Annotated in this window: 19 protein-coding genes, 1 tRNA gene and 1 pseudogene; 8 read left to right on the top strand and 13 right to left on the bottom strand. The window is 72.8% G+C overall.

All coding sequences use genetic code 11. The annotated features are described in order from the left end of the window. Both hemQ and J3P38_RS05020 read left to right on the top strand, forming a co-directional pair. On the top strand, positions 1-717 hold the full coding sequence (gene hemQ / locus J3P38_RS05025) for a hydrogen peroxide-dependent heme synthase (RefSeq protein ID WP_210502858.1): 717 nt from the start codon (positions 1-3) through the stop codon (positions 715-717). Positions 718-771: 54 nt separating this feature from the next. Beyond that, a complete protein-coding gene (locus tag J3P38_RS05020) occupies positions 772-1,635 on the top strand; it encodes a hypothetical protein (RefSeq protein ID WP_210502856.1) in 864 nt (287 codons plus the stop codon). A gap of 3 nt (positions 1,636-1,638) precedes the next feature. Here J3P38_RS05020 and msrB read toward each other — a convergent pair whose 3' ends face one another. Further along, the gene (msrB, locus tag J3P38_RS05015) at positions 1,639-2,034 is read right to left on the bottom strand and encodes a peptide-methionine (R)-S-oxide reductase MsrB (protein ID WP_210438733.1); all 396 of its coding nucleotides are present in this window, start codon (positions 2,032-2,034) and stop codon (positions 1,639-1,641) included. 51 nt (positions 2,035-2,085) lie between these two features. Here msrB and J3P38_RS05010 point away from each other — a divergent pair, with 51 nt between their 5' ends. Further along, the gene (locus J3P38_RS05010; RefSeq protein WP_210438732.1) at positions 2,086-3,168 is read left to right on the top strand and encodes a DNA polymerase domain-containing protein; all 1,083 of its coding nucleotides are present in this window, start codon (positions 2,086-2,088) and stop codon (positions 3,166-3,168) included. 436 nt (positions 3,169-3,604) lie between these two features. On the opposite strand, the gene J3P38_RS05005 is transcribed toward J3P38_RS05010, so the two are convergent. Beyond that, a complete protein-coding gene (locus J3P38_RS05005) occupies positions 3,605-6,385 on the bottom strand; it encodes a stealth conserved region 3 domain-containing protein (RefSeq protein ID WP_210502855.1) in 2,781 nt (926 codons plus the stop codon). 98 nt (positions 6,386-6,483) lie between these two features. Here J3P38_RS05005 and J3P38_RS05000 point away from each other — a divergent pair, with 98 nt between their 5' ends. Further along, on the top strand, positions 6,484-7,593 hold the full coding sequence (locus J3P38_RS05000) for a sulfotransferase family protein (RefSeq protein ID WP_210502854.1): 1,110 nt from the start codon (positions 6,484-6,486) through the stop codon (positions 7,591-7,593). Here J3P38_RS05000 and J3P38_RS04995 read toward each other — a convergent pair. Genes J3P38_RS04995 through J3P38_RS04970 form a run of 6 tightly spaced genes read right to left on the bottom strand, consistent with a single transcriptional unit; the run spans position 7,580 to position 12,804 of the window. Then, complete coding sequence (locus tag J3P38_RS04995; RefSeq protein ID WP_210438729.1) at positions 7,580-8,173, bottom strand: hypothetical protein; 594 nt, start codon at positions 8,171-8,173, stop codon at positions 7,580-7,582. The genes J3P38_RS05000 and J3P38_RS04995 overlap by 14 nt on opposite strands. Then, on the bottom strand, positions 8,170-9,291 hold the full coding sequence (locus J3P38_RS04990; protein WP_210438728.1) for an ATP-dependent DNA ligase: 1,122 nt from the start codon (positions 9,289-9,291) through the stop codon (positions 8,170-8,172). Before J3P38_RS04990 ends, J3P38_RS04995 begins: the two co-directional genes overlap by 4 nt. A gap of 41 nt (positions 9,292-9,332) precedes the next feature. Next, positions 9,333-10,031, bottom strand: coding sequence for an ABC transporter permease (locus J3P38_RS04985; protein ID WP_210502852.1), 699 nt, complete (start codon positions 10,029-10,031; stop codon positions 9,333-9,335). A gap of 13 nt (positions 10,032-10,044) precedes the next feature. After that, entirely contained in the window at positions 10,045-10,959 is a 915-nt protein-coding gene (locus J3P38_RS04980) for an ABC transporter ATP-binding protein (protein WP_210438726.1), read from the bottom strand. Then, a complete protein-coding gene (locus tag J3P38_RS04975) occupies positions 10,956-11,852 on the bottom strand; it encodes an ABC transporter permease (protein ID WP_210502850.1) in 897 nt (298 codons plus the stop codon). The genes J3P38_RS04980 and J3P38_RS04975 overlap by 4 nt, the downstream gene beginning before the upstream one ends. After that, positions 11,845-12,804: an ABC transporter ATP-binding protein gene (locus J3P38_RS04970; protein WP_307807723.1), complete on the bottom strand. Its 960-nt coding sequence runs from the start codon at positions 12,802-12,804 to the stop codon at positions 11,845-11,847. Before J3P38_RS04970 ends, J3P38_RS04975 begins: the two co-directional genes overlap by 8 nt. Before the next feature lie 307 nt (positions 12,805-13,111). Between J3P38_RS04970 and J3P38_RS04965 the strand changes: the two genes are divergently transcribed. Continuing rightward, a tRNA-Gln gene (locus J3P38_RS04965) sits at positions 13,112-13,193 on the top strand. Between the two features lie 164 nt (positions 13,194-13,357). On the opposite strand, the pseudogene J3P38_RS18510 reads toward J3P38_RS04965, so the two are convergent. The 4 genes and pseudogenes from J3P38_RS18510 to J3P38_RS04945 form a co-directional block, all read right to left on the bottom strand. Further along, positions 13,358-13,951 (bottom strand): annotated as a pseudogene (locus J3P38_RS18510) (alpha/beta fold hydrolase); the annotation flags it as partial. Positions 13,952-14,142: 191 nt separating this feature from the next. Next, positions 14,143-14,982: an SDR family NAD(P)-dependent oxidoreductase gene (locus tag J3P38_RS04955; RefSeq protein ID WP_210502849.1), complete on the bottom strand. Its 840-nt coding sequence runs from the start codon at positions 14,980-14,982 to the stop codon at positions 14,143-14,145. Further along, a complete protein-coding gene (locus J3P38_RS04950) occupies positions 14,979-16,496 on the bottom strand; it encodes a flavin-containing monooxygenase (RefSeq protein ID WP_210502848.1) in 1,518 nt (505 codons plus the stop codon). The genes J3P38_RS04955 and J3P38_RS04950 overlap by 4 nt, the downstream gene beginning before the upstream one ends. 76 nt (positions 16,497-16,572) lie before the next feature. Further along, complete coding sequence (locus J3P38_RS04945) at positions 16,573-17,199, bottom strand: TetR/AcrR family transcriptional regulator (protein ID WP_210438722.1); 627 nt, start codon at positions 17,197-17,199, stop codon at positions 16,573-16,575. Positions 17,200-17,240: 41 nt separating this feature from the next. Here J3P38_RS04945 and glmU point away from each other — a divergent pair, with 41 nt between their 5' ends. The 3 genes from glmU to J3P38_RS04930 all read left to right on the top strand — a co-directional run bounded on the left by glmU (position 17,241) and on the right by J3P38_RS04930 (position 20,762). Further along, positions 17,241-18,677: a bifunctional UDP-N-acetylglucosamine diphosphorylase/glucosamine-1-phosphate N-acetyltransferase GlmU gene (gene glmU, locus J3P38_RS04940; protein ID WP_210502847.1), complete on the top strand. Its 1,437-nt coding sequence runs from the start codon at positions 17,241-17,243 to the stop codon at positions 18,675-18,677. A 118-nt stretch (positions 18,678-18,795) separates the two neighbouring features. After that, complete coding sequence (locus tag J3P38_RS04935; RefSeq protein ID WP_210502846.1) at positions 18,796-19,626, top strand: FkbM family methyltransferase; 831 nt, start codon at positions 18,796-18,798, stop codon at positions 19,624-19,626. A gap of 164 nt (positions 19,627-19,790) precedes the next feature. Beyond that, positions 19,791-20,762: a ribose-phosphate diphosphokinase gene (locus tag J3P38_RS04930; RefSeq protein WP_210438719.1), complete on the top strand. Its 972-nt coding sequence runs from the start codon at positions 19,791-19,793 to the stop codon at positions 20,760-20,762. A gap of 138 nt (positions 20,763-20,900) precedes the next feature. Here the strand turns inward: J3P38_RS04930 and pepN are convergent, their stop codons facing one another. Beyond that, on the bottom strand, positions 20,901-23,312 hold the full coding sequence (gene pepN, locus J3P38_RS04925) for an aminopeptidase N (RefSeq protein ID WP_246855807.1): 2,412 nt from the start codon (positions 23,310-23,312) through the stop codon (positions 20,901-20,903). Between the last annotated feature and the right edge of the window lie 138 nt (positions 23,313-23,450).

Genomic DNA, 23,450 nt, shown 5'->3' with positions numbered 1-23,450 from the left:
ATGAGCACGAACGACGACACGAAGACCAACGCCGCCCGCACGCGCGAGCTCAACGACACCATCCGCTACACGATGTGGTCGGTCTTCAGGCTGCGTGACGTCCTCGGCGACGCCGACCGCGACGCCGAGGCGACCGACGTCCAGGCGCTCTTCGACGTGCTTGGCGAGCAGGACGTCGCGGTCCGGGGCCTCTACGACGTGAGCGGCCTGCGCGCCGACGCCGACCTCATGGTCTGGTGGCACGCCCCCGACTCCGAGCAGCTGCAGCAGGCCTACAACGCGTTCCGGCGCACCTCCTTCGGCCGCCGCCTCGAGCCGGTGTGGTCGCAGATGGCGCTGCACCGGCCGGCCGAGTTCAACAAGTCGCACATCCCGGCGTTCCTCGCCGACGAGGAGCCCCGCGCCCACGTCTGCGTCTACCCGTTCGTCCGGTCCTACGAGTGGTACCTGCTCGAGGACGGCGAGCGTCGCCGCATGCTCGCCGAGCACGGACAGCTCGCGCGCGGCTACGCCGACGTCCGCGCCAACACCGTCGCGTCGTTCGCGCTGGGCGACTACGAGTGGCTGCTCGCCTTCGAGTCCGACGAGCTGCACCGCATCGTCGACCTCATGCGCGACCTGCGCGCCTCCGACGCGCGACGCCACGTGCGCGAGGAGGTGCCGTTCTACACCGGCGCCCGCGTCACGCCCTCGGAGCTGCTCGCTCGCCTGCCCTGACCGGTCCGGCGAGCCAGCGGGGAACGGCGTCGCGGGCAGTAGCGTCGGACCACCATGAAGACCTTCGCTGCTGCTGCCGCCGCGCTCACCGTGCTGGGCGCCCTCACCGCCTGCTCGACCGAGGACGACATGCGCGCCGTCGACGACGCCGCCGCGGGGGACGTGTCCACCTCCGACGACTCCTCGGGCGCTCCCTCCGACGGGGCGCCGAGTCCGGTCCCCGAGGGCCCGGTCCGGACCACCGGCTTGGTGACGGTGCTCGACAGCGGGGAGGGCCCCGAGCTCTGCCTCGGTGCCGTCGCGGAGTCCCTGCCGCCGCAGTGCGGCGGCCCGGCCGTCGCCGACTTCGAGTGGGGCGACGTCGGCGCCGAGCAGGCGTCGGGCGTGACGTGGGGCCAGTACGCTCTGACCGGCACCTTCGACGGCACGACGTTCACGGTCACGGACGCCATCCCGGCGGCGCTGTACGACACGGTGGCCGAGCCGCAGGAGGAGCCGCTCGCCGCGGCGTGCGACGACGCGACGACGACGGACACCGCGAAGGCGACCCCCGAGGACATGGACGCCACGCTGGCCGCCGCCTCCGCCCTGCCGACGTACGCCACCGCCTGGCTGAGCGGCAACACCATCAACGTCGCCGTCACCGGGGACCCCGAGGGCGCCGAGGCCGAGCTGCGCAGGACGTGGGGCGGGATGCTGTGCGTGACCACGGTCGATCGCACCGAGGCCGACCTCGACGCGATCAACCGGGAGCTGCAGGCCGCGCTCGGCGAGCAGCTGCTGACGAGCGGGTCCTTCGCGCCGGACTCGCTCGACGCGCACGTCGTGTTCGACGACGGGTCGATCCAGGAGTGGGCCGACGCCACCTGGGGCGAGGGCCTGGTGCGGGTCAGCTCCGCGCTGGAGCCCGTCGCCTGAGCGTCACTTCTCCTTGAGCGTGATGGCGATCGAGTTGATGCAGTAGCGGTCGCCGGTGGGAGTGCCGAAGCCGTCGGGGAAGACGTGGCCGAGGTGCGAGCCGCAGGTCGCGCAGCGCACCTCGACGCGCTTCATGCCGTGGGAGTTGTCCTCGATGTACTCCACGGTGTCGGTCATCGGCTGGTAGAAGCTCGGCCAGCCGCAGCCGGAGTGGAACTTGGTGTCGCTGGTGAAGAGCTCCGCGCCGCAGGCCTTGCAGGAGTAGGTGCCCTCGGTCTCGGTGTCGGTGTACTCGCCGGTGAAGGCGCGCTCGGTGCCGGCCTGCCGCAGGACGGCGTACTCCTCGGGGGTGAGCTCCTCGCGCCACTGCTCGTCGGTCTTCTGCACGTCGTAGGCCATGCCCCGAGTTTACGGCCGCGCTCCAGCGTCGCCTGCCGCTAGGGTCGGGGGATGGCGAAGGCGTCGGAGGCGTACGTCCGGGCGGGGGAGCGCGAGGTCCGCGTCTCGTCCCCCGAGCGCGTGATCTACGAGGCGACGGACTCCACCCCCGAGGTGACCAAGCTGATGGTCGCGGAGTACTTCGCGAGCGTCGAGGACGGCCTCATGCGCGCGCTGCGCGACCGGCCGACGGCGCTGGAGCGGTGGACGTCGGGCGTCCGGCCGGGGATGCGGCTCGCGACCGGGCCGCAGGACCGCAACGCCGACGCGTTCTACCAGAAGCGGGTGCCGAAGGGCGCTCCGGACTACCTCGAGTCGGTCGAGATCACGTTCCCGTCAGGCCGGACCGCGGAGGAGATCTGCCCCACCGAGATCGCCGTGCCGGTGTGGTGCGCCCACATGGGCACGCTCACCTTCCACCCGTGGCCGGTGCGGCGCGACGACGTCGACCACCCCGACGAGCTGCGCATCGACCTCGACCCGCAGCCGGGCACGGACTTCGCCGACGTCGTACGCGTGGCGGGGGTCGCGCGCGAGCTGCTCGACGACCTCGGCATGACCGGCTTCGCCAAGACCTCCGGCAACCGCGGCGTCCACGTCTACGTGCGCATCGAGCCGCGGTGGGACTTCGCCGCCGTCCGGCACGCCGCCATCGCGTTCGGCCGCGAGCTGGAGAAGCGCGACGACGGCGTGACGACGGCGTGGTGGAAGGAGGAGCGGGGCGAGCGGATCTTCGTGGACTACAACCAGAACACCCGCGACCGCACGATCGCGTCGGCGTACTCCCTGCGGCCGATCCCCGGCGCCCCGGTCTCGACACCGGTCACCTGGGACGAGCTGGCCGCGCTCGCCTCGCCGCGCGACTTCACGCTCTTCACGGTGCCCGAGCGGCTGGCGTCGAACGGCGACCCGTGGGCGGCCATCGACGACGTCCACCACTCGCTGCAGCCGCTGCTCGACCTGTGGGAGGAGCACCCCGTCGAGCTGAACTTCCCTCCCGACCACCCGAAGATGCCCGGCGAGCCGCCGCGCGTGCAGCCGTCGAAGAAGGTCGAGTCGCACTGGGACGCCGAGGGGAACCGGATCGCCGACTGAGGCGCCCGCTGCCCGGCGCTCGGGCTCGGGCAGGCGGCGGTGAGTGGGGCAGCTTCCGAGGCGGCGGAACCTGCCTCACGCACCGCTCCGCGGGCCTCGGGCGGGCGGCGGTGAGTGGGGCAGCTTCCGAGGCGGCGGAACCTGCCTCACGCACCGCTCCGCGCGGTCCCGGGCAGGCGGGCGGTGAGTGGTGCAGCTTCCGAGGCGGCAGAACCTGCCTCACGCACCGCTCGGCGGGGGCTCCGGCAGGCGGCGGTGAGTGGGGCCGCTTCCGAGGCGGCGGAACCTGCCTCACGCACCGCTCGGCGGGGGCTCGGGGCAGGCGGCGGTGAGTGGGGCAGCTTCCGAGGCGGCAGAACCTGCCTCACGCACCGCTCCGCGGGGGCTCGGGCAGGCGGCGGTGAGTGGGGCAGCTTCCGAGGCGGCAGAACCTGCCTCACGCACCGCTCGGCGGGAGCTCCCAGGGCGCCGGGATCGGGAAGTACTGCTCGAGGAAGTCGTGCAGCAGGGCGCCGGCGCGCTCCTCGTCGAAGGCGGCGACGAGGTTGTCGGCGATGCAGAAGAAGTCGCGGTCGCGCCGGAGCATCTGCTTGAGCTGCACCGGCAGCTGCTGGTGGCCGAGGTCGACGTAGCCGTGGTGGGCCGCGGCGCGGAACGCCTGACCGGTGACCAGGCCGTAGTTCTGCGCGAACGACGACAGCAGCGACAGGTCTGTGGGGGAGCGGAAGGGCGCGTGCGTCGTGCGGTCGACCTCGGCGGGGAAGCGGGCCGCGATCTCCTCCAGCGTCGTACGCCGCTGCGGGTGCGGGCTGTGCATCATCGTGGTGGTCAGCGCGACGCCGAACGCCTCGGCGAGCACGCGGCGGTTGTTCTGCGCGGCCGACAGGTAGGGGCGGTCGTCGGTGCCGGGCAGCCCGACCGCGCGGTGCTCGGCGACGAAGGCGGCGTACTGGCCGCCGGGGGTGAAGAAGTGCTCCGGGCGCCGGGGCCGGCCGAGGAAGACGTCGTCGTTGACGTAGACGAAGTGGTCGGCCAGCTCGGGCACGCAGTGCAGACGGGTCTCGATCGCGTGCGAGCTGAACGTCGGCAGGGCCGACTCCGGCAGGATGTCGCGGTGGTCGACGAGCCGCACCTTCTCGTGCGAGGTGTCGAGCCACGACGGCACCTGTCCGGCGGTGACGAGGTGGATGCGGCGCACCCACGGCGCGAACAGGTGGATGCTGCGCATCGAGTAGCGCAGCTCGTCGCGGCTGCGGTAGCGGGAGGCGCCGCCGGCACGGTCGCTCGGCGTGCCGCCGAGCGCGGTGATGCGCGCGTCGCGCGCCGCCAGCCAGGCCTCGTCGTCCCCGTCGACCCACGTGTAGACGACGTCCACGTCGAAGCGGCAGTCGTCGACCGTGGGCAGCGCCATCACCTCGAGGGTGGGCACCTCGACGCCCTCGACCGTGATGGTGGTGCGGGGCGTGCCGGCGGGGACCCGGTCGCCGTAGCGGTTGAGGGCCGGCGCCAGGAGGTCGCCCTCGGGCGACTCCTCCCAGAACTGCACGCCCACCTCGGCGCCCTCGCCCAGCAGGCCGTCGTGGCCGCCGCGCATAGGCCACGGCTCGAGGAAGAGCGAGGCCGTACGCGTCCGGGCGAGGTCGTCGGTCATCGCGGCGACCGTGCCCCGGCGCTCGTGCCAGCCGCGCTCGGCGGGGTCGCGGACCGAGAGCCAGTCGGGGACGGGCCCGGCGGCGAGCGCCGCCAGGAACGCCTCCCGGCGCGACGACGGCACGACGACCAGCGGGTGGGCGTCGAGGCCGCGCGCGGGCACCACGAACCACCCGTCCCCGGTGGCCGCGGCGGCGGAGGTGAGGGCCGTCAGCGCGGTCGTACGCGCCTGCGCGGGCGTGACTCCTGCGGCTCCGGTGGTCTCGGGCAGGTCGCCGAGGGGTCCGGGCCGCATCCCGTGCAGCACCCGGCGCGGGGCGAGCGGATCGGCCCGCCGGGCGACCGCGGCGCGGAAGACCTGCACCCACCGGCGGGCGAGCGCCTGCCCGTCCCACTCCCGCGAGCGCTCGAGGGCCGCGGCGCCGAGGCGGGCGCGGAGGTCGTGGTCGGTGGCGGTGCGCAGCATGGCGGCGGCGAGCGCGGCCTTGGAGCCCGGCGGCACCAGCAGGCCGTCGACGTCGTGGGTGATGATCTCGCGGGGGCCGGAGGGACAGTCGTACGACACCGGCGGCACGCCCGCGGACATCGCCTCCTGCAGCACGAGGGGGTAGCCCTCGCCGCGCGAGGCCAGCACGGCGACGCTGGTGCGGGCCCACTCCGCGGCCAGGTCCTGCGTCGACCCGGGCAGCCGCACCCGGTCCTCGAGGCCGAGCTTGCGCACCTGCGCGGCGAGGTTGTCGGCCCGCGGCCCGTCGCCCCAGATGGTGAGCGTCCAGTCCGGCAGCTGCTCGTGGATGCACCAGAAGGCGTCCACGACGTGCTCGAACTGCTTCTCCGGAGCGAGCCGCCCGGCAGTGACGAAGGTCCGCTGGTCCAGCGGGGACCGCGCCTGCGGGTGTGCGGGGAGCGGGTTGGGGACGACCTGCAGCTCGGGCGCGGCGCCGCCGAGGCGGCCGGCGAGCCAGCGCGACATCGACTCGGTCAGCGACACCACCACGTCGGCGCGCGGGGCGAACTGCAGCAGCGCGCCGAGGTCGTTGACCCGGCTGGAGGAGGCACGGTGCTCCTGGTGCACCAGCGCCACGTCGTCCGGTGCGAGCTGGGCGACGACCGCGAGCAGCTCGGGGGTGGTCGTGACGAGGACGTCGGTCGCCATGCCGCGGAGGGCGTCGCGCAGGGTCGCGTCCGTGAGGCCGTTGTAGAGCGCGTCCCAGCTGCGGGGCACGATCACCGACTCCCGCGCCGCGAGCTCGCGGGCGACCTCCGCCGCGGGCGTGCCACTGACGGCGACCGGGCGCTCCCCGCGGACGTCGACGAGGTAGGTGACCTCGACCCCGTCGGCGAGCGGGTAGTGGGTCGAGGAGCCGCTGCGGGTGACGCTGAGGATCCGGACGCGGTGCCCCTCTCCGAGCGCGTGCAGGGCGTTGGCCTGCTCGATCCCCGAACGCGCCGTGCCGCCCATGCCGTCGGCGTTGAACAGGACGAGGACCACGTCGAGCGGGCCGTCCCGGCGTACGCGGCGCACCGCCGAGCGCACCTTGCCCCCGAGTCGGTCGGTCAGTGCCACGTGTGCCTCAGTCCTGTCGGTGGAGGGTCGCCGGTCGGGTCGCCACGATACTGGTGACGGCTCCGGAGGCCGGGTGCGCGGCCGATAGGCTGAGCCGCATGCCGACCTCCCCCGCCCGACTAGGCGCGCAGCCGGCCGTCCCGCTGGTCCTCGTCTCCGGCTCCGGCCGCAGCGGCACCAGCTCGCTCGCCGGCACCCTGAAGCGGCTCGGCCTGCACGTGCCGCAGCCGGAGGTGGAGGCGTCGGAGACCAACCCGCGGGGGTTCTACGAGCCGCAGTGGGTCATTGACTTCCACAAGCGGCACCTCCGCGAGCTCGCCCTCTTCAACATCGACAGCCGTCCCTCGGCGGTCGACCTGGTGGCCGCCCACGTCGCCGAGGGCCTGCCGGCAGCGGAGCTGCGCGAGTGGCTGGCCGGGCAGCTCGCGGCGTCGGAGCGGGGGGACGCCCAGGTCGTGGTGAAGGACCCGCACGCCTTCTGGTTCGCGCAGGTGTGGCAGGAGGTGTCCGAGGAGCTCGGTGCCGACCTCCGCTGGCTCACCGCGCTGCGCCACCCGGCCGAGGTCGTGGGGTCGCGTGACATCGCGTACCTCTCGAGCCAGTCCGAGGAGCTGCGCCTCACCAAGGAGACCTCCAACGTCGCCGGGTGGGTGCACGCCGCCCTGCTCACCGAGAAGGCGGGGCGCGGGGGCAAGCGGTCGTTCGTGAGGTACGTCGACCTGCTGGCCGACTGGCGTGCCGCCCTGGCACCGGTGCAGCAGCAGCTGGAGCTCGAGTTCGACGCCGACCTGTCCTCGAGCGAGCACCACGCTGTCGACGACTTCATCGAGCCGTCCATGCGCAAGTCCCAGCTGACCTGGGACGACGTGCGCACCCCGGACTGGCTGCGCGACATGGCCGAGGAGGTCTGGCAGCTGCTGGGCGTGCTGACCACCACGCCGCACGACGCGGACACACTGGCGGCGCTCGACCGGATCCACGCCGACTACCAGGCCCGGTACGCCGACGCGGTCGCGCTGACCTTCGACCACACCAAGGCCGAGGCGACGCTGGCCGCGCGCGAGGCCCGGGACGCGCAGCGCGCCACCGTGCAGCAGCTGCGCCGGGAGCTGGCCGCGGTGCGCGCCGCTCAGCCGCCCGCCGTGGGCGGCCGGGAGGCAGCCGCCATCCTGCGCCGGGCCGTCGTACGCCGCGTCACACGCCGCTGACGCCCTCGCCCGCGCCGGAGGCCTGCTCGTCGAAGTTCTCGTGCTCGATGAGGTGCAGCACCGGCACGCCGAGCCTGCGACGGGCGCGGGAAGTCCAGTCGACGTGGAAGAACTCGGCCACGACGTGCGGCCGGGTGAGGATGATCGCCTCGCGGGCGTCGACCGCGGTCACCATCGCGGCGAGCGCGTCGACCGGGGGCTCGGACGTCACCTTGCCGTGCGCCGTGCCGCCTGCGGCGGCCAGCGCGGCAAGGGTTCTCTGCAGGTCGGAGGAGGAGTTCTCCTGGCACTCGCGACGCAGCGCCTCGATGTCGACGTCGTTCATGGCGAGGGCCGGGGCGGCCATCAGGTCGCCGGCGCCGAGGGTGCCCAACGAGGCCTCGATGCGGGCCGCGGCGTCCTCGAGCGGGAGCAGGACGTGGTAGACGACGGGGTCCTGGATCTCCGCGTGCAACGACCGCACCTGCTGCGCGTCGGCGGGCGTGAGGGCCTGCTCGACGAGGAGCACCACGTCGTAGGTGCCCTGCCCGTCGTGGATGGAGTCGTTCGCAGGAAGGTGGTCGGAGCTGTTCTCGGTCATGACTCGCCTCCGGGTTCGGTGCTAAGGATTCTAGTGAGGTCGTAGCCCGCGGGCTCGTCGAGCTGGGCGTAGCCGCAGCTCTCCGGGTCGCGGTCGGTGCGCCACCTCTTGAAGTGCGCGGTGTGGCGGAAGCGGCGACCCTCCATGTGGTCGTACTTCACCTCCAGCACGCGCTCGGGGCGGAGGGCGGTGAAGCCGAGGTCCTTGCCGGCGCTCCAGCGGCTCTGGGTGCCGGGGATCCGGTCGGGGTTGGCGGTGAGGAACTCCGTCCAGCGGCCCCAGGGGTGGTCGGCGACGTCGCACACCAGCGGCTGCAGCTCGTGCCACAGCTCGGCGCGGCGCTTGGCGGTGAAGCTCGCCGAGACGCCGATGTGCTGCAGGTCGCCGTCGTCGTCGTAGAGCCCGAGCAGGAGGGATCCGACCAGCGGGTTCTCGGGCGTGGAGGTCTTGTGCTCGCGGTAGCCGGCGAGCACGACGTCGGCGGTGCGCTCGTGCTTGATCTTGAGCATGGTGCGCTTGTTGGGCTCGTAGGCCGCGCCGAGCGGCTTGGCGACGACCCCGTCGAGCCCGGCGCCCTCGAACTCCTCGAACCACCGCTCCGCCTCGGCGGGGTCCTCGGTCGTGCGAGTCAGGAAGCACGGGCCGGTGCCGTCGAGGTGTCCGAGCGCCTCCACGAGCGCGGCACGGCGCTCGGCGAAGGGTCGCCGCAGGTAGGACTCGTCGCCGAGCGCCAGCAGGTCGAAGGCGACGAACCCGGCCGGTGTCTCCGCCGCGAGCCTGTCCACGCGGCTCGCCGCGGGGTGGATGCGCTCCTGCAGCGTCTCGAACTCCAACCGCCAGCCGGCGGCGCCTTGCAGGCCGACGAAGATCTCGCCGTCGAGGACGACGCGTGCGGGCAGCTGCCGGCGTACGGCGTCCACGACCTCGGGGAAGTAGCGCGTGAGCGGCTTGGTGTTGCGGCTGGCGAGCTCCACCTCGTCGCCGTCCTTGAAGACCAGGCAGCGGAACCCGTCCCACTTCGGCTCGAAGCTCAGCCCGCCGTGCCTGGCCGGGTCCGGCACGCCGCTCACGCTCTTCGCCAGCATCGGCTGCACGGGCGGCATCACGGGGAGGTCCACAGCGCAGAGCCTAGTGCCGCAGCGCCTCCCCGGACCGGTGGCTAGTCGTCGCCCTTGACGGAGAACGAGCGCAGGCGGTCGCCGGCGAACCACACGCCGACCACCGTCACGACGGCGCTGGCGATGACGGCGTAGGGCAGGTTGGCCGGGTCGGGCAGCTCGTCGGAGACGGCGTGGCCGACGCGCAGGCCCCACTGCCCGATGCTGAGCCAGGCGATGCCGGTGAAGAGGTTGCCCAGCAGGCTCTCCCAGATCAGCACGAACATCAGCGACGCGATGACGGCGTGCCGGGTGACCGCGGAGATCGCGAGGAACAGCGCGGAGTACGCCGTCCCGGCGACGGCGGCGCCGAGGAAGAGCGCGCCCGCCCGGGTGCTGTCGCCGGTGACGAGGGCGGCGACCAGGACCGGCAGCGCGCCGGCGGCCAGCGTCGCGGCGAGCGCCACGACCCACTTGCTGGCCGCGACGGCGTAGCGGTTCACCGGCTTGGAGAGCAGGTAGACGATCGACCCGTCGTCGACCTCCGGCCCGAGCACCGACGACGCCGCGAGGATCGCGACCAGGGGCAGGACCAGGGGGTAGCCCAGACCGGGCAGGATCTCGTAGGCCGCCTCGCCGTCGACCAGGGCGGTCACCAGCGCCACCAGCCCGATGAGCAGCACCGGGAAGGCGAGCAGCAGGAAGAAGCGGCGCCGGCCCAGCAGGGCCTGCAGGGCGAGCTTGGCGATCGTCGCGTTCATGCGGGGTCCTTGATCATCGGGCCACCAGGTAGGCGAAGACGCTCTCCAGCGACTCGTCGCTGGGGGAGAGCTCGAACAGGGTCACGTCGTGCTGCCGGGCCAGGGCGGGCAGGCTCACCGCGAAGCTGCCCAGGTCGCCGACCTGGACGTCGAGGTGGCCGTCGGCGCGCAGGCTGACCGCCCGGACGGAGTCCTGCGCCATCAGCGCGGCGGCGAGGGAGCGGTTGTCGCTCGACTGGATGGCGTACTGCACCGGCCGGTCGGTCATCAGCCGGCGGATCGCGCCGAAGTCGCCCGAGGCGGCGTGCCGGCCCGAGACCACGACCTCGATGTGGCGGGCGAGTCGCTCGACCTCCTCGAGGATGTGCGAGCTGAACAGCACGGTGCGGCCCTCGTCGCCGAGGCGGCGCAGCAGGTCCATCAGGTGCATGCGCTGGCGCGGGTCCACGCCGTTGAAGGGCTCGTCGAGCAGCAGGACGGCCGGGTCGTGCACCAGCGCGGCGGCGATCTTGACGCGTTGGCGCATGCCCTTGGAGTAGGTGTCGAGCCGGCGCCCGGCCGGCTCGACCATGTCGACCACCTCGAGGATGCGCTCGGTCGCGGCGGCCGCGTCGGGGAGCCGGTGGAGGTCGGCGTTGGCCCGCACGAACTGGCGCCCCGTCAGGTAGCCGAAGCTCAGCTCCCGCTCGGGCACCAGCCCGATCCGGCGGTAGGTCTCGGTGTTGCGCCACACCGGCTGCCCGTCGAGCGTGACGTGCCCGGCCGACGGGGCGAGGAAGCCCGCCATCATCGCCATCAGCGTCGTCTTGCCGGCGCCGTTGGGGCCGAGGAGGCCCGTCACGCCGGGGCCGATGGAGAGCGACACGTCGTTGACAGCGACGACGTTGCCGAACCAGCGCGAGGTCGAGTCGAGGACCAGGGTGCTCATCGCGAGGCCACCTTCCGGAAGCGGGCGACCAGCCCGAGCAGGCAGCCGGCGACCAGCAGCAGCGCCACGATGGCGTACGCCGGGACCCAGGCGCCGTCGACGGGCGCCGGGGTGTCGATGCCCGCGTCCCACGCGTTGCCGAGGCCGTTGTGCAGCGACCACGGCGACAGCAGGCCGACGCCCACGGAGACCGACTCGCTGTCACCGTCGTAGTAGGCGATGTTCTGCATCACGGTGACCACGCCCGTCAGCACGATCAGCGCCATCACGGAGCCGACCACCGCGAACCCGCGGCGCAGGGAGACCGAGGAGATCAGCCCGGACACGCCGGCGAGCATGGCGGCGAGCAGGACCTGCAGGGTGAGCGCCTTGAGCACGGCGCTGGTCTGGTCGCTCTTGTCGAGGCCGGCCAGCATCGCGCCCGCGAAGAGCAGGACCGTCGGGACCGCCGTGAAGACGAACATCGCCACGGTCAGTGAGAGCCAGCGCATCAGCGCGAACACCGGTGACGACAGCGGACGGGCGAGGTACAGCACGATCGAGCGGTGCCGCAGGTCGCGGGAGAACAGCACGGGCGCCTGCGAGGCGGCGAAGAGGCTGACGAGCAGCTGCGTCTGGTTGGTGTAGTCGGCATAGGACACCGGCAGCGAGCCCAGGCCGGTGAGGACGACGACTCCGACGACGATGGCGGCCGGGAGCAGCGACATCGCGAGCAGCACGAAGGGCATGACCTTCGACTTGCCGGAGCGGCCCAGGCCGTACGCGTGGCGCAGGCCGGTGACGAACAGCGTGCGCGCGATCGTCGCGGTGCCCTCGCGCACGCCCTCGAAGTGGCGGTAGCCGAGGTCGTGGATGACACCGGGACGACCCGGGGTGGCGGCTTGGTCAGGCACGGGTGCCTCCTTCGAGGAAGACGTCCTCGAGGTGGCGCCGGTCGGGCTGGAGGCGCATCAGGCCCAGCCCGAGCTCGGCGGCCACGTCGCGGATGAGGTCGTGCGCGGCGCCGCCCTCGGCCAGCCCGGGAGGCGGCGGGTCGACCGCGACCATGGTGCCGCGCGGGCGGCAGGTGAGCCCGTGGCGCGCGAGCGCCTCGCCGAGCCGGTCGCGCTCGGTCTCGGTGCCGACGACCTCGACGAGCAGGCTGCCGGTGCGCTCGAGGAACTCGCCGGTCGCGCTGCTGCGCAGCAGGTGGCCGCCGTCGAGGACGATGACGTGGTCGCTGACCTGCTCGAGCTCCCCGAGCAGGTGCGAGGTGACGAGGACGGCGATCCCGAAGTCGTTGCCGATGCGCTGCACCAGCCGCAGCATGTCGGTGCGGGCGGCCGGGTCGAGGCCGTTGGTCGGCTCGTCGAGGAACACCAGCCGCGGGTCGTGGGCGAGCGCTTGGGCGAGCTTGGCGCGCTGCTTCATGCCGGTGGAGTAGCCGCCCATCGGCCGGTAGCGCTCCTCGTCGAGCCCTACGTGGCGCAGCACGTCGGCCGCGCGCTCCCGGGCCGCCGAGGCGCCCAGCCCCGACATCCGCGCCATGTGCACGACGAAGTCGCTGGCGCTGACGTCGGGCGGCAGGCAGTCGTGCTCGGGCATGTAGCCGACGAGCCGCCGGATTTCCTGGCTGTGCTCCTCGATGTCGTGGCCGAGCACGTGCGCGTGCCCGGCGGTCGGCTCGAGGAGCCCGAGCAGGATCTTGATGAGCGTCGACTTGCCCGCCCCGTTGGCGCCCACGAGCCCGGTCACGCCGTCCCCGACGTCGACCGTGAGGTCGGTCAGGGCGTGGACCGTCCCGTAGTGCTTGGTGAGGCCAGCGGTCGAGATGACCGGCAGCGGCCCGGTGAGTTCCCCCGTCACGACGGTCACGCTAGCGGCCGGCGCCGTCGTCCGGCATCAGGGATCGCCCGGATCCGTGTGGAGGTGTGGTGAAGATGGCGTGGCCGGTCGGCGTACGCCGTCGCTGCTGCGTCGCTCGGGCCTGCCGGCGCGGGGCGCCACGTGCGTGGCGCCGCGTCCGGGGCGCCGCGTGCGTCATGCGGAGCGGGACGTATGGGTGCGGGTTCGTATGACGTCCGGGGCGGCGGGGGGCTGCGTCATACGGAGCGGGACGTATGGGTGCGGGTTCGTATGACGCCCGGTGGCTGGCCCTAGGCTGTGGCACCTATCCCCGGTTGGTCTGCCGGCAGGGCCCGCCTGACTTTGAATCAGGACTAGCGACGTAGGTTCGACTCCTACCCGGGGAGCCAGCCGCTCGTCGGAGCACGGCGGCGCGGGGAGCAGGCGACCGCGCCCCCGTCCCCGTCCTCAGGCCCGACGCGTTCACCCGCTCGAGGAACGCCCGGTAGTCCGCGGCGCTGCGGCGCGGGACCTCGAGCATCGGCATGTGCCCGATGCCCGGGTAGACGACGATCTCGGCGCCGGGGACGCCGTCGGCCCAGGTGCGGGCCGTGCTGACGTGCACCAGCCGGTCCTGGTCGCCCCACATCACGAGGGTCGGCACGGTGATCTCCGGCAGCCGGTCGTCGAGGGTGCCGACGCCGTGGAAGCCGGCGAAGATCTCCTCGAGCTGGTCGCGCCGCGACACGTGGTGCGTCGCCACGGCGGAGCGCAGGAAGGCGGGCAGGAACGGGGGGCGCGCCATCGTCATCGCGTAGAAGTCCGCGAAGTCGTCCACGTCGTCGAGCAGGAACGGGTTGCGGCCCGCGCGGAGCTCGAGCTCGGCGTCGCTGGGCTCGGGCGACGCGACGCCGACGGCGTCGCTCAGCAGCAGCGACCGGACCCGCTGGGGATGGGCCACCGCCAGGGTCGCGGCGACGAAGCCGCCCATCGAGTTGCCCGCGACGTGCGCACGCTCGACGCCGAGCCGGTCGAGCAGCGTCGCGACCCGGTCGGCCTGGGCGGCGGCGGAGTAGTCGGCACCGGCGGCGAAGCCGGACGCGCCGTGCCCGGCGAGCTCCGGCACGACGACGCGGTGGTCGCGCAGCAGGTGCCGCGCGAAGCGCACCCACACCACGCGGTCGGCCGAGTAGCCGTGCAGCAGCACCACGACCGGTGCATCCCGCGGGCCGCCGTCGAGGACCGCGAGCGTGGCGTCGCCGACGGCGACGCGGCGCTCACGCAGGCCGTACGCCCTCGCCTCCGCGCCGGTCGCGGCGGCGTACAGCCGAGCGGCCAGCCGGTCCGACCACGACGCGCTCACCTGCGGCCCCGCGACCGGACGACGGCCGTGACCAGGCGCTGGTAGCCGGCGGGGGCGATGCGGCCCATCGCGTCGAGCACCCGGGCGTCGGGGCCGATGAGGACGCGCCTGCGGTTCGTGCGGACCCCGTCGACGATCACCTCGGCCGCCCTCGCCGGCGAGGTGATGAAGCTCTTCTCGAACTCGCGCGTGGCGGCCTCGGACGGCTTGCCGGTGGCGCCCGCGACGCTGTCGTCGACCCGGGCGGAGCGAGCGATGTTGGTCTTGATGCCGCCGGGGTGGACGCACGTGGCGCTCACGCAGGACCCGGTCAGCTCGAGGTCCTGGCGCAGCGACTCGGTGAAGCCGCGCACGGCGTACTTGCTGGCGTTGTAGCCGCTCATCAGCGGCTGGGCGGTGAGGCCGAAGACGCTGGAGATGTTGACGACGTGTCCCGATCCGGAGCGCTCCAGGTGGGGGAGGAACGCCTTGGTGCCGTGCACGACGCCCCAGAAGTTCACGCCCATGATCCAGCGGTAGTCCTCGGTCGTCAGCGAGGCGACGGTGCCGGACAGCGCCACGCCGGCGTTGTTGAAGACCAGGTTCGCGCGGCCGTGGTCGGACACGACGGCGTCCGCCCAGGCGAGGACGGCCGACTCGTCGGCGACGTCGACGACCGCTGTGCTGACCGCGCGCGCACGCCCCTCGAGCAGGCGCTCGGTCTCGGCGAGGCCCTCGCCGTCGACGTCCGACAGCGCCAGCCGGCAGCCCTCCCCGGCCAGGTGCAGGGCGAGGGCGCGGCCGATGCCGGAGCCCGCTCCGGTGATGGCGGCGACCTTGTCGTCCAGGTCCTTCATGCGTACGTCCTCTCGGTGGGTGTGCCGGGTGCGCCGGCGGGGGTCGCGTGCGGCGTGGGCCGGTCGACGACGTGGTGCTCGGGGCGGAAGCGCCGCGCCAGGCGGCGGAAGGAGAAGGAGAACCCCGGGTACATCGCGGTCACCCTGCCCGAGCGCGACTGGTACCACGAGGTGCAGCCTCCGTCGTGCCAGACCGTGCGCTCCATCTCGCGGTGGATGCCGCGGGTGTAGGCGTCCTCCGCCTCCGCCGTGACCTCGACGCTGCGCGCCCCGGTGTCGAGGACGGTGCCGATGGCGCGTAGGAGGTACTCCATCTGGGACTCGATGACGAAGATCGCGCTGGTGTGGCCGATGCCGGTGTTCGGCCCGGTGACGACGAAGAAGTTGGGGAAGCCCGGCACGGTGGTGCCCAGGTACGCCCGCGGGTAGTCCTGCCAGAAGTCGGCGAGCCGGACGCCGTCGCGGCCGCGCACCTCGTAGGGGATCAGCCCGTCCGTGGCGTCGTAACCGGTGGAGAAGACGACGACGTCGAGGTCGAGGTGCTCGCCGGAGGCGGTGACGACGCCGGTCGCGTCGAAGTGGTCGATGCCGTCGTGCCGGTCGTGCAGCGTGGTGTTGCCCGCCGAGAGGGCCGGGTAGAGCGTGCTCGAGAGGATGATCCGCTTGCAGCCGATCGTGTAGTCGGGGGTGAGGGCGGCCCGGAGCGAGGGGTCGGGGACTTGCGCCCGGAGGTGCTCGAGCGCGTCGCGCTGGGCGACGAGGCGCAGCAGCCGCCGGCTGTGCTTGAAGCCGACGACGCGCGTCTCGAGCTTCCAGTAGATGGCGGAGCGGAGCAGCCGCTGCAGCGGGCGCAGGCGCAGCAGGCGGCGCTGCAGCGGGGTGAAGGTGCGGTCGTGCCGGGGGAGCACCCAGTGCGGGCTGCGCTGGAAGACGTGCAGCTCGGCGACCTCGGGCTGGATGGCCGGGATGACCTGGGCGGCGCTCGCGCCCGAGCCGACCACCGCCACGCGCTTGCCGGCGAGGTCGACGTCGTGGTCCCAGCCGTTGGTGTGGAACGTCGCGCCCGAGAACTCGCCGAGACCCTCGAACGGCGGGACGACGGGCGTGCTGAGGGGGCCCGACGCGTTGACGAGGAAGCGGGCCCGGCGCACGACGCCGTCGCTGGTGCGGACGCACCACGTCTCCCCGTCCCAGTCGGCGCCCACGACCTCGGCACCGAGCACCGTGCGCTCGCGCAGCGACCACTTCTCGATGAGGTGCTCGGTGTAGGCACGCAGCTCCGCCTGGCCGGCGTACATCCGGCTCCACGGGTAGGGCTCGCCGGCGACGGAGTAGAGCGGGGACGGCACGTCCACCGCGGCGCCGGGGTAGGAGTTCTGGCACCAGGTGCCACCCATGAAGTCGCGCCGCTCGAGGATCTGGAAGTCCGTGATGCCTCGCCGGAGCAGGTTCATGGCGGCGACCTGGCCGCCGAAGCCGCTGCCGACGACAAGCACGGTGAGGGGTGGCTCCACGGCGCCTCCGATCCGGAATCAGACGTCGTCACACTAAAGTGGCGACAGGCGATTCCGCATCAGCGGGTGACGCAGGTCACGCCGGCTGGGAGATGGCGGACGCCGCTCCGGCGAGGAACCGCGCGAGGGCGTCGCTCACCACGGCGCGTGCCGGGGTGAAGCCCGCACTGGTCCAGGTGACCACGGTGTGGCTGACCGCGCCGACGGTGGCGCTGGCGAGCAGCTCGCGCGCGGCGTCGGGGATGCCCGCGGCCCGCGGTTGCGGCAGCACGCCCAGCATCAGGTGGCCGAAGGACTGCATCCGCGCGAGGTACGTCGACTCGACCCGGCTGCTGATCCCGAGCACCTCGAACCACACGACCCGCGCCAGCCGGGGGTCGGACTCCACCACGGCGAGGAACGCGTCGAGCCCCCGGTGCGCGAGCTCGCGGACCTCGCCGTCCCCCTCGCCGAGCGCGGCGAGGGCCGCCTCCTCGAGCCGGCCGGTGCACTCGTCGTACACGGCGAGCAGCAGGTCCTCGGTGGAGTCGAACTGCTCGTAGAAGTAGCGGTCGCTGACCTTGGCCTCCCGGCACAGCTGGCGCACGGTCGTCGCCCGGTAGCCCGCGGTGCCGAAGAGCTCCAGGCCCGCGTCGAGGAGCTGCCGGCGGCGCCGGGTCAGCCGGTCGGTCGCCGACTCGCCGCCGTAGGTCCGCCCGCTCACGGGGGCATTGGACCACAGCGCCGTGATGACAGACTGCGCCCATGGACCTCACCGTCATCGTCCTCGCCGCCGGCGGCGGCACCCGCATGAAGTCGAAGACCATGAAGGTGCTGCACCCCGTCGCCGGGCGCTCCATGATCGGCCACGTGCTGCGTGCCGTGCAGGCCGTCGAGCCGACGAGCGTCGTCGCCGTCGTGGGCCACCAGCGCGAACAGGTCGCACCGCACATCACCGAGCTGCTGCCCGACGCCGTGCTGGCGGTCCAGGAGACGCAGGAGGGCACGGGGCACGCCGTGCGCATCGCCATGGACGCGTGCGGCACGACCACCGGCACCGTGATCGTCGCGGCGGGCGACACCCCGCTGCTCGAGGGCGAGTCCCTGCGAGCGTTCGCGGCCGAGCACGAGGCGGCGCAGCGCGCGGTGAGCATCCTGAGCGGGCGGGTGCCGAACCCGTTCGGCTACGGCCGCGTCGTGCGCAACCACGAGGGCGACGTCGAGGCGATCGTGGAGGAGAAGGACGCCACCCCCGAGCAGCGCGAGATCGACGAGATCAACTCGGGGATCCTCGCCTTCGACGCCGAGTTCCTGGTCTCGGCGCTGCCGCGGATCAGCAACGACAACGCCAACGGCGAGTACTACCTCACCGACGTCGTGGGCATCGCCCGCGAGGACGGCCTCACCGTCGGCGCCCACCTCATCGACGACGTCGCGCAGACCGAGGGCGCGAACGACCGTGCGCAGCTCGCCGAGCTCGGCAAGGAGCTCAACCGCCGCATCGTGACCCGCTGGATGAAGGACGGCGTCACGGTGATGGACCCGGCCACCACGTGGATCGAGGCCGACGTGGTCATCGAGCCCGACGCCACGATCCTGCCCGGCACGCAGCTCCTCGGGGCGACCGTCGTGCGCGAGGACGCGGTCGTCGGGCCCGACACGACGCTCAAGGACTGCGAGGTCGGGGTCGGCGCGAGGGTGGTGCGCACCCACGCCGAGCTCGCCGTGGTCGGCGACGGGGCGAGCGTCGGGCCGTTCGCCTACCTGCGGCCCGGCACCCGGCTGTGCGCCGGGGGCAAGATCGGCACGTTCGTGGAGACCAAGAACTCGACGATCGGAGAGCGCGCCAAGGTGCCGCACCTGTCCTACGTCGGCGACGCGGAGATCGGCGAGGGCGCCAACATCGGCGCCGGCACCATCTTCGCCAACTACGACGGCGTCGCCAAGCACCGCACGGTCATCGGCCGGCACGCCAAGACCGGGTCCAACAACACTTTCGTCGCCCCGGTCGAGGTGGGCGACGGCGCCGGGACCGCGGGCGGCACCGTCGTACGTCGCAACGTGCCGGCCGGCGCGCTGGCCGTGAGCAGCGCGCCGCAGCGCAACCTCGAGGGCTGGACGGAGTCCAAGCGGGCCGGGACGGCGCAGGCGGAGGCGGCGCGAACGGCACGTGAGCGTGTCGAGCGCGACTTGGAGGGCTGACCGCTTCTGTCGGTCGCACCGATCTCATCACTATTGGTGGCCTCGCGGGCGCCACCCGCCGTCACACTGCAGTGAGTGCGCCGGCGCCCTGCGCCGCGCAGCGGAGGGGGAGGCCGGTATGGGTGCAGTCCAGCAGCGCGTGGCCCGCTACACGCGGGAGGTGATTCGCTACGGCCGAGAGTCGGCCTCGGTCAGGGACTTCGCCCGGGTGATGCAGGTGCGGTTGTCCCAGTCCAAGGCGGGCCCGGTCGTCTGTCCGCGCCCCGTGGTGCGCCGCGTGCGTACGCGCGCGCTGGGCGAGGCGGTGCTGAGGTCCCACACCACGGACATCTCGGTGCTGGGCGAGCTGCTCGTCTGGGACGGCTACGAGCGGGCGGTCGCGCCGATGCCCGCCCCGCGCACCGTGCTGGATCTCGGGGCGAACACCGGCCTCGCGGCGCTGTGGTTCCTGCGCCGCTGGCCCGACGCCCACGTCGTCTGCGTCGAGCCAGAGGTCGGCAACGTGGCGACTCTGCGGACCAACCTGCAGGATCTCGACGCCCGGATCGTCCCCCACGCCGTGGGGGGAACGCGGCGTACCGCACAGCTCACCACGACCAACGGCGAGTTCGCTTTCACCATCACTGGCACTGCCGGTCAAGGCATCCCGGTCGAGGTCGTCACCATGGACGACGTGCTCGCCGTGGGCGACCTGCCCTCGATCGACCTGCTCAAGGTGGACATCGAGGGCGCCGAGGCCGAGCTCTTCGCAGACTGCGCCGGGTGGATCGACCGAGTGCGCTGGATGGTGGTCGAGTGCCATGGCGGCTATGACGTGGAGCAGCTCCTCGCCGACTGCAAGCGAGGCGGTGCGGGGTTCGAGGTCACCGACCTCGACGAGAAGCCGGGATGGGGGTTCAGCGTGGTGACCGCGCGCCGGGTCGGGACATCCTCCGACCCGCTCTCCTGACGGAGTCTGTCCGCCAGGTTGTGGCCATCTGAACGGCCTGTGAACGGGACGGATTCGTTCCACGGGTGACCCCCGGGGTTGGGACGAGGCGCGACCGTGGGTCAGACTTCTTCCCAGCACCTCCGAACGATCCCCCGAGCCAGGAGTCGCGTCGCGTGACCGGAATGAAGCGGACCACCGAGAAGAACCTGATGGTCTTCAGTGGCCGGGCGTTCCCGGAGCTCTCCCAGGAGGTCGCCGACCTCCTCGAGACCGGGCTCGTCCCCCAGGACGCGCGGGCCTTCGCCAACGGCGAGCTCTACGTCCGCTACGAGGAGTCCGTGCGCGGGTGCGACGCCTTCGTGATCCAGAGCCACACGGCTCCGATCAACGAGTGGATCATGGAGCACCTGATCATGGTCGACGCGCTCAAGCGCGCCTCGGCCAAGCGGATCACGGTCGTCATGCCGTTCTACGGCTACGCCCGCCAGGACAAGAAGCACCGCGGCCGCGAGCCCATCTCGGCCCGCCTCGTCGCCGACCTGTTCAAGACCGCCGGCGCCGACCGGCTGATCACCGTCGACCTGCACGCCGACCAGATCCAGGGGTTCTTCGACGGCCCCGTCGACCACCTGATGGCGCTGCCGATCCTCACCGACTACGTCAAGGAGAAGTACGGCGACCAGCCCATCGCCGTCGTCTCGCCCGACGCCGGCCGGATCAAGGTCGCCGAGCGCTGGTCGGCCCGCCTCGGCGGCGTACCGCTGGCGTTCATCCACAAGACCCGCCGCATCGACGTGGCGAACGAGGTCGTCGCCAACCGCGTCGTGGGTGAGGTGGCAGGCAAGATCTGCATCCTCGCCGACGACATGATCGACACCGGTGGCACGATCGTGAAGGCCGCCGAGGCGTGCGTCGCCGCGGGCGCCGCGGGCGTCATCATCGCCGCGACCCACCCGATCCTGTCCGACCCGGCCGTCGACCGCCTCAAGAACTCCTCCGCCACGGAGATTGTCGTCACCAACACCCTGCCGATCCCCGCGGACAAGCAGTTCGACAAGCTGACGACCCTCTCGATCGCCCCGCTCATCGCCCGGGCCATCCGCGAGGTCTTCGAGGACGGGTCCGTGACGTCGATGTTCGACGGCCACGCCTGACCCCCGGCCGTCGCCCCACCCGCCCCAGGAATCCCCGCTTGAGCGGGGGATCGTGAACTTCCCGGGGTCTGCACGCCCCCATAAGTTCGCAATCCCCCGCCTAAGCGGGGGATTCGCGAGAGCCCCGAGCCCCCGACCTCAGAGCGTGCGGTCGAGGTCGTCGAGGGAGTCGTTCCACGACCGCGCCAGCACCGTCGGCACGTCGCCGGTCGCGAGGGCGGCGGCGACCGCGGCGCGCAGCTCCCGGCGTACGCCCTCGGTGAGCGGCAGCCGCGGGAAGGCGTCGCCGATGACGTCGCCCATCGCCTGGCCCGACCGGCGCGCGAGGTCGAGGCCGTCGCTGACGTAGCGGTCGAGGTAGGGCCGCAGCAGGTCGCCCTGCTCCCAGCCCCAGAAGCCCGCGCCCACGGCGTCGAACTCGTGGCTGCCGAGCTCGCCGCTCATCAGGCGGGACCAGGCCTCCGCCTTGGCCGCCTCGGTGGGCACCGCGGCGCGAGCCGTCAGGGCGGCGTGGTGGCCCGCGACCGACTTGTCGCGCTCGGACTCGGGGTCGATGTGCGAGGGGTCGCCGAGCTCGGCGAGCCGGTGCACCGCCGCCCACCGCACGCTCGGGTCCACGCCGTCGCGTGCCAGCCAGCCGACGAGGAAGTCGCGGTCCGCGCTGAGCCGCGCCAGCACGCGGGAGGCGCCGGGCGCGAGGGCCGGGTCACCGCCGTCGACGGCGCCCCGCGCGATGTCGGCCACCACCGCGAGGTGGGCGGCGACCTCGGCCGGCTCGTCGTAGCGCCGCACGACCGCCTGGAGGGCCTTCATGACGCCCTCGAAGACGAGCGGGTGGCGCTCCGGGCGCAGGTGCCGGTCGGCCAGGGCGACCAGCTCGCCGACCCCGATGACCGTGGACTCGGTGAGGTCGACGGCGGTCCACCACAGCATCGCCCGGGTCAGCTGCGACTCCACCGACGACAACCCTGCCGTGATCGCGGCCCAGGACTGCTCGTCCGGGCGGATCACCGCGAACGTCTCGTCGCCGGAGTTGGGCACCACGACGCGCCCGGCGAAGTCCTCGAGCCGCACCGGCTCGGCGCCCAGGTGCACGTCGCGGGAGTCCACGAGGCGCATCGCGTCGTCGTACGCCGACACGGTGAGGCGGTGCGGTCGCGAGCCCTCGCGCGTGAGCACCGGGACGTCCCCGTCCCTGGTCACGACCAGGGTGTCGAAGCCCGTCGTGCGCAGCCAGGCGGCCGCCCACGCGCGGACGTCGAGGTCGCTGGCCGCGTCGAGGGAGTCGAGGAAGTCGGCCAGGTCGGCGTTGCCGAACGCGTGGGACGACAGGTGCCTGTTGACGCCGGCCAGGAAGTCCTCCTCGCCCAGCCAGTGGCCGAGCTGGGCGAGCGCCGCGTTGCCTTTGGCGTAGGTGATCATGTCGAAGTTCGCGAACGCGGTGTCGACGTCGACGATCTTCTCGGTGTCCTCGGCGATGGGGTGCGTCGAGCGGCGTCGGTCGGCCCGGTAGCCGGTGGGCTTGCGCGTGATGGCGGCGGACGTCCACGTGTCGGTGTATCCGGCCGCGACGCCGGCGACGTCGTAGCCCATGAAGTCGGCGAAGGACTCGTTGAGCCAGGAGTCCTCCCACCACTTCATCGTCACGAGGTCGCCGAACCACATGTGGGCCATCTCGTGGGCGATGACGGAGGCCATCCACTCGCGCTCGAGCTCGGTCGGCGTGCCCTGGACGAGCGCCTGGTCGCGGAACACCACGCAGCCGGGGAACTCCATGGCGCCCCAGTTGAGGCCGGGCGCGAAGACCTGCTGGTAGTCGGCGTAGGGGTACTCCGGCTCGAAGACCGTCGTGTAGTGCTGGAAGCACGCGCTGGTGATGCGGCGCAGCTCCTCGGCGTCACGCCGCAGCTCGCGCTCCTGCGAGGCGCGCGCGTGCCAGCCGAACGGCAGCGTGCCGCCCGGCGCCGGGGCGTACGGCTCGTCCCAGGTCACCGACACCCACGGTCCACCGACGAGGGTGAACAGGTAGGACGAGAACGGCGGCGTCTGCTCGAAGACCCACGTGTCGGCCGTCCCGCCCGTCGAGCGCGACGCCAGCGCGCCGTTCGCCAGCACCGTCCAGTGCGAGGGGGCCGTCACCGACAGCGAGAACGTCGACTTGATGTCGGGCTGGTCGAAGCACGGGATCACCTTCTGGGTGATGTCCATCGAGGTGTGCGCGCAGACGTAGCGCTCGCCGTCCGCGGGGTCGATCGTCTCGGTCATGCCGTCGCCGTCGTGGACGTACGGCATCCGCGCGGTGACGCGGACCGTGTTGGTCTCCGCGAGGTCCGTCAGCGCGATGCGCCCGTCGGCGTACGGCGCCGGGCGGCCGTCGAGGGTGACGTCCGTGCCGCCGGTGAGCTCGAGGAACGACGACGCGCCCGGCTTCGTGCACCGGAACGAGATGGTGGCCTCGACGGCGAAGTCCTCGGTCGAGGTCAGGTCGAGGTGGAGCTCGGTGTGGACGTCGGTCAGCAGGTCGGCGCGCTCACGCGCCTCGGGCAGCATCAGGGGCACCGGGACACCCTAGGCGTCGCTCCTCGGGTCGAGCACCCGGGATTCGACCCGGCGCCTCGTGCGGGTCTAGAGTTCCGGGGTTGCCTCGGCGAGGGAGCCCGCACGACCGGGACTCCGTGATCGACTGGG

Origin of the sequence: Nocardioides xinjiangensis, from assembly GCF_017916455.1 — a bacterium.
Taxonomy (GTDB): Bacteria; Actinomycetota; Actinomycetes; order Propionibacteriales; family Nocardioidaceae; genus Nocardioides; species Nocardioides xinjiangensis.
Note: the sequence above shows the minus strand (reverse complement) of the source record. Positions and strands in the feature narration are given on the sequence as shown.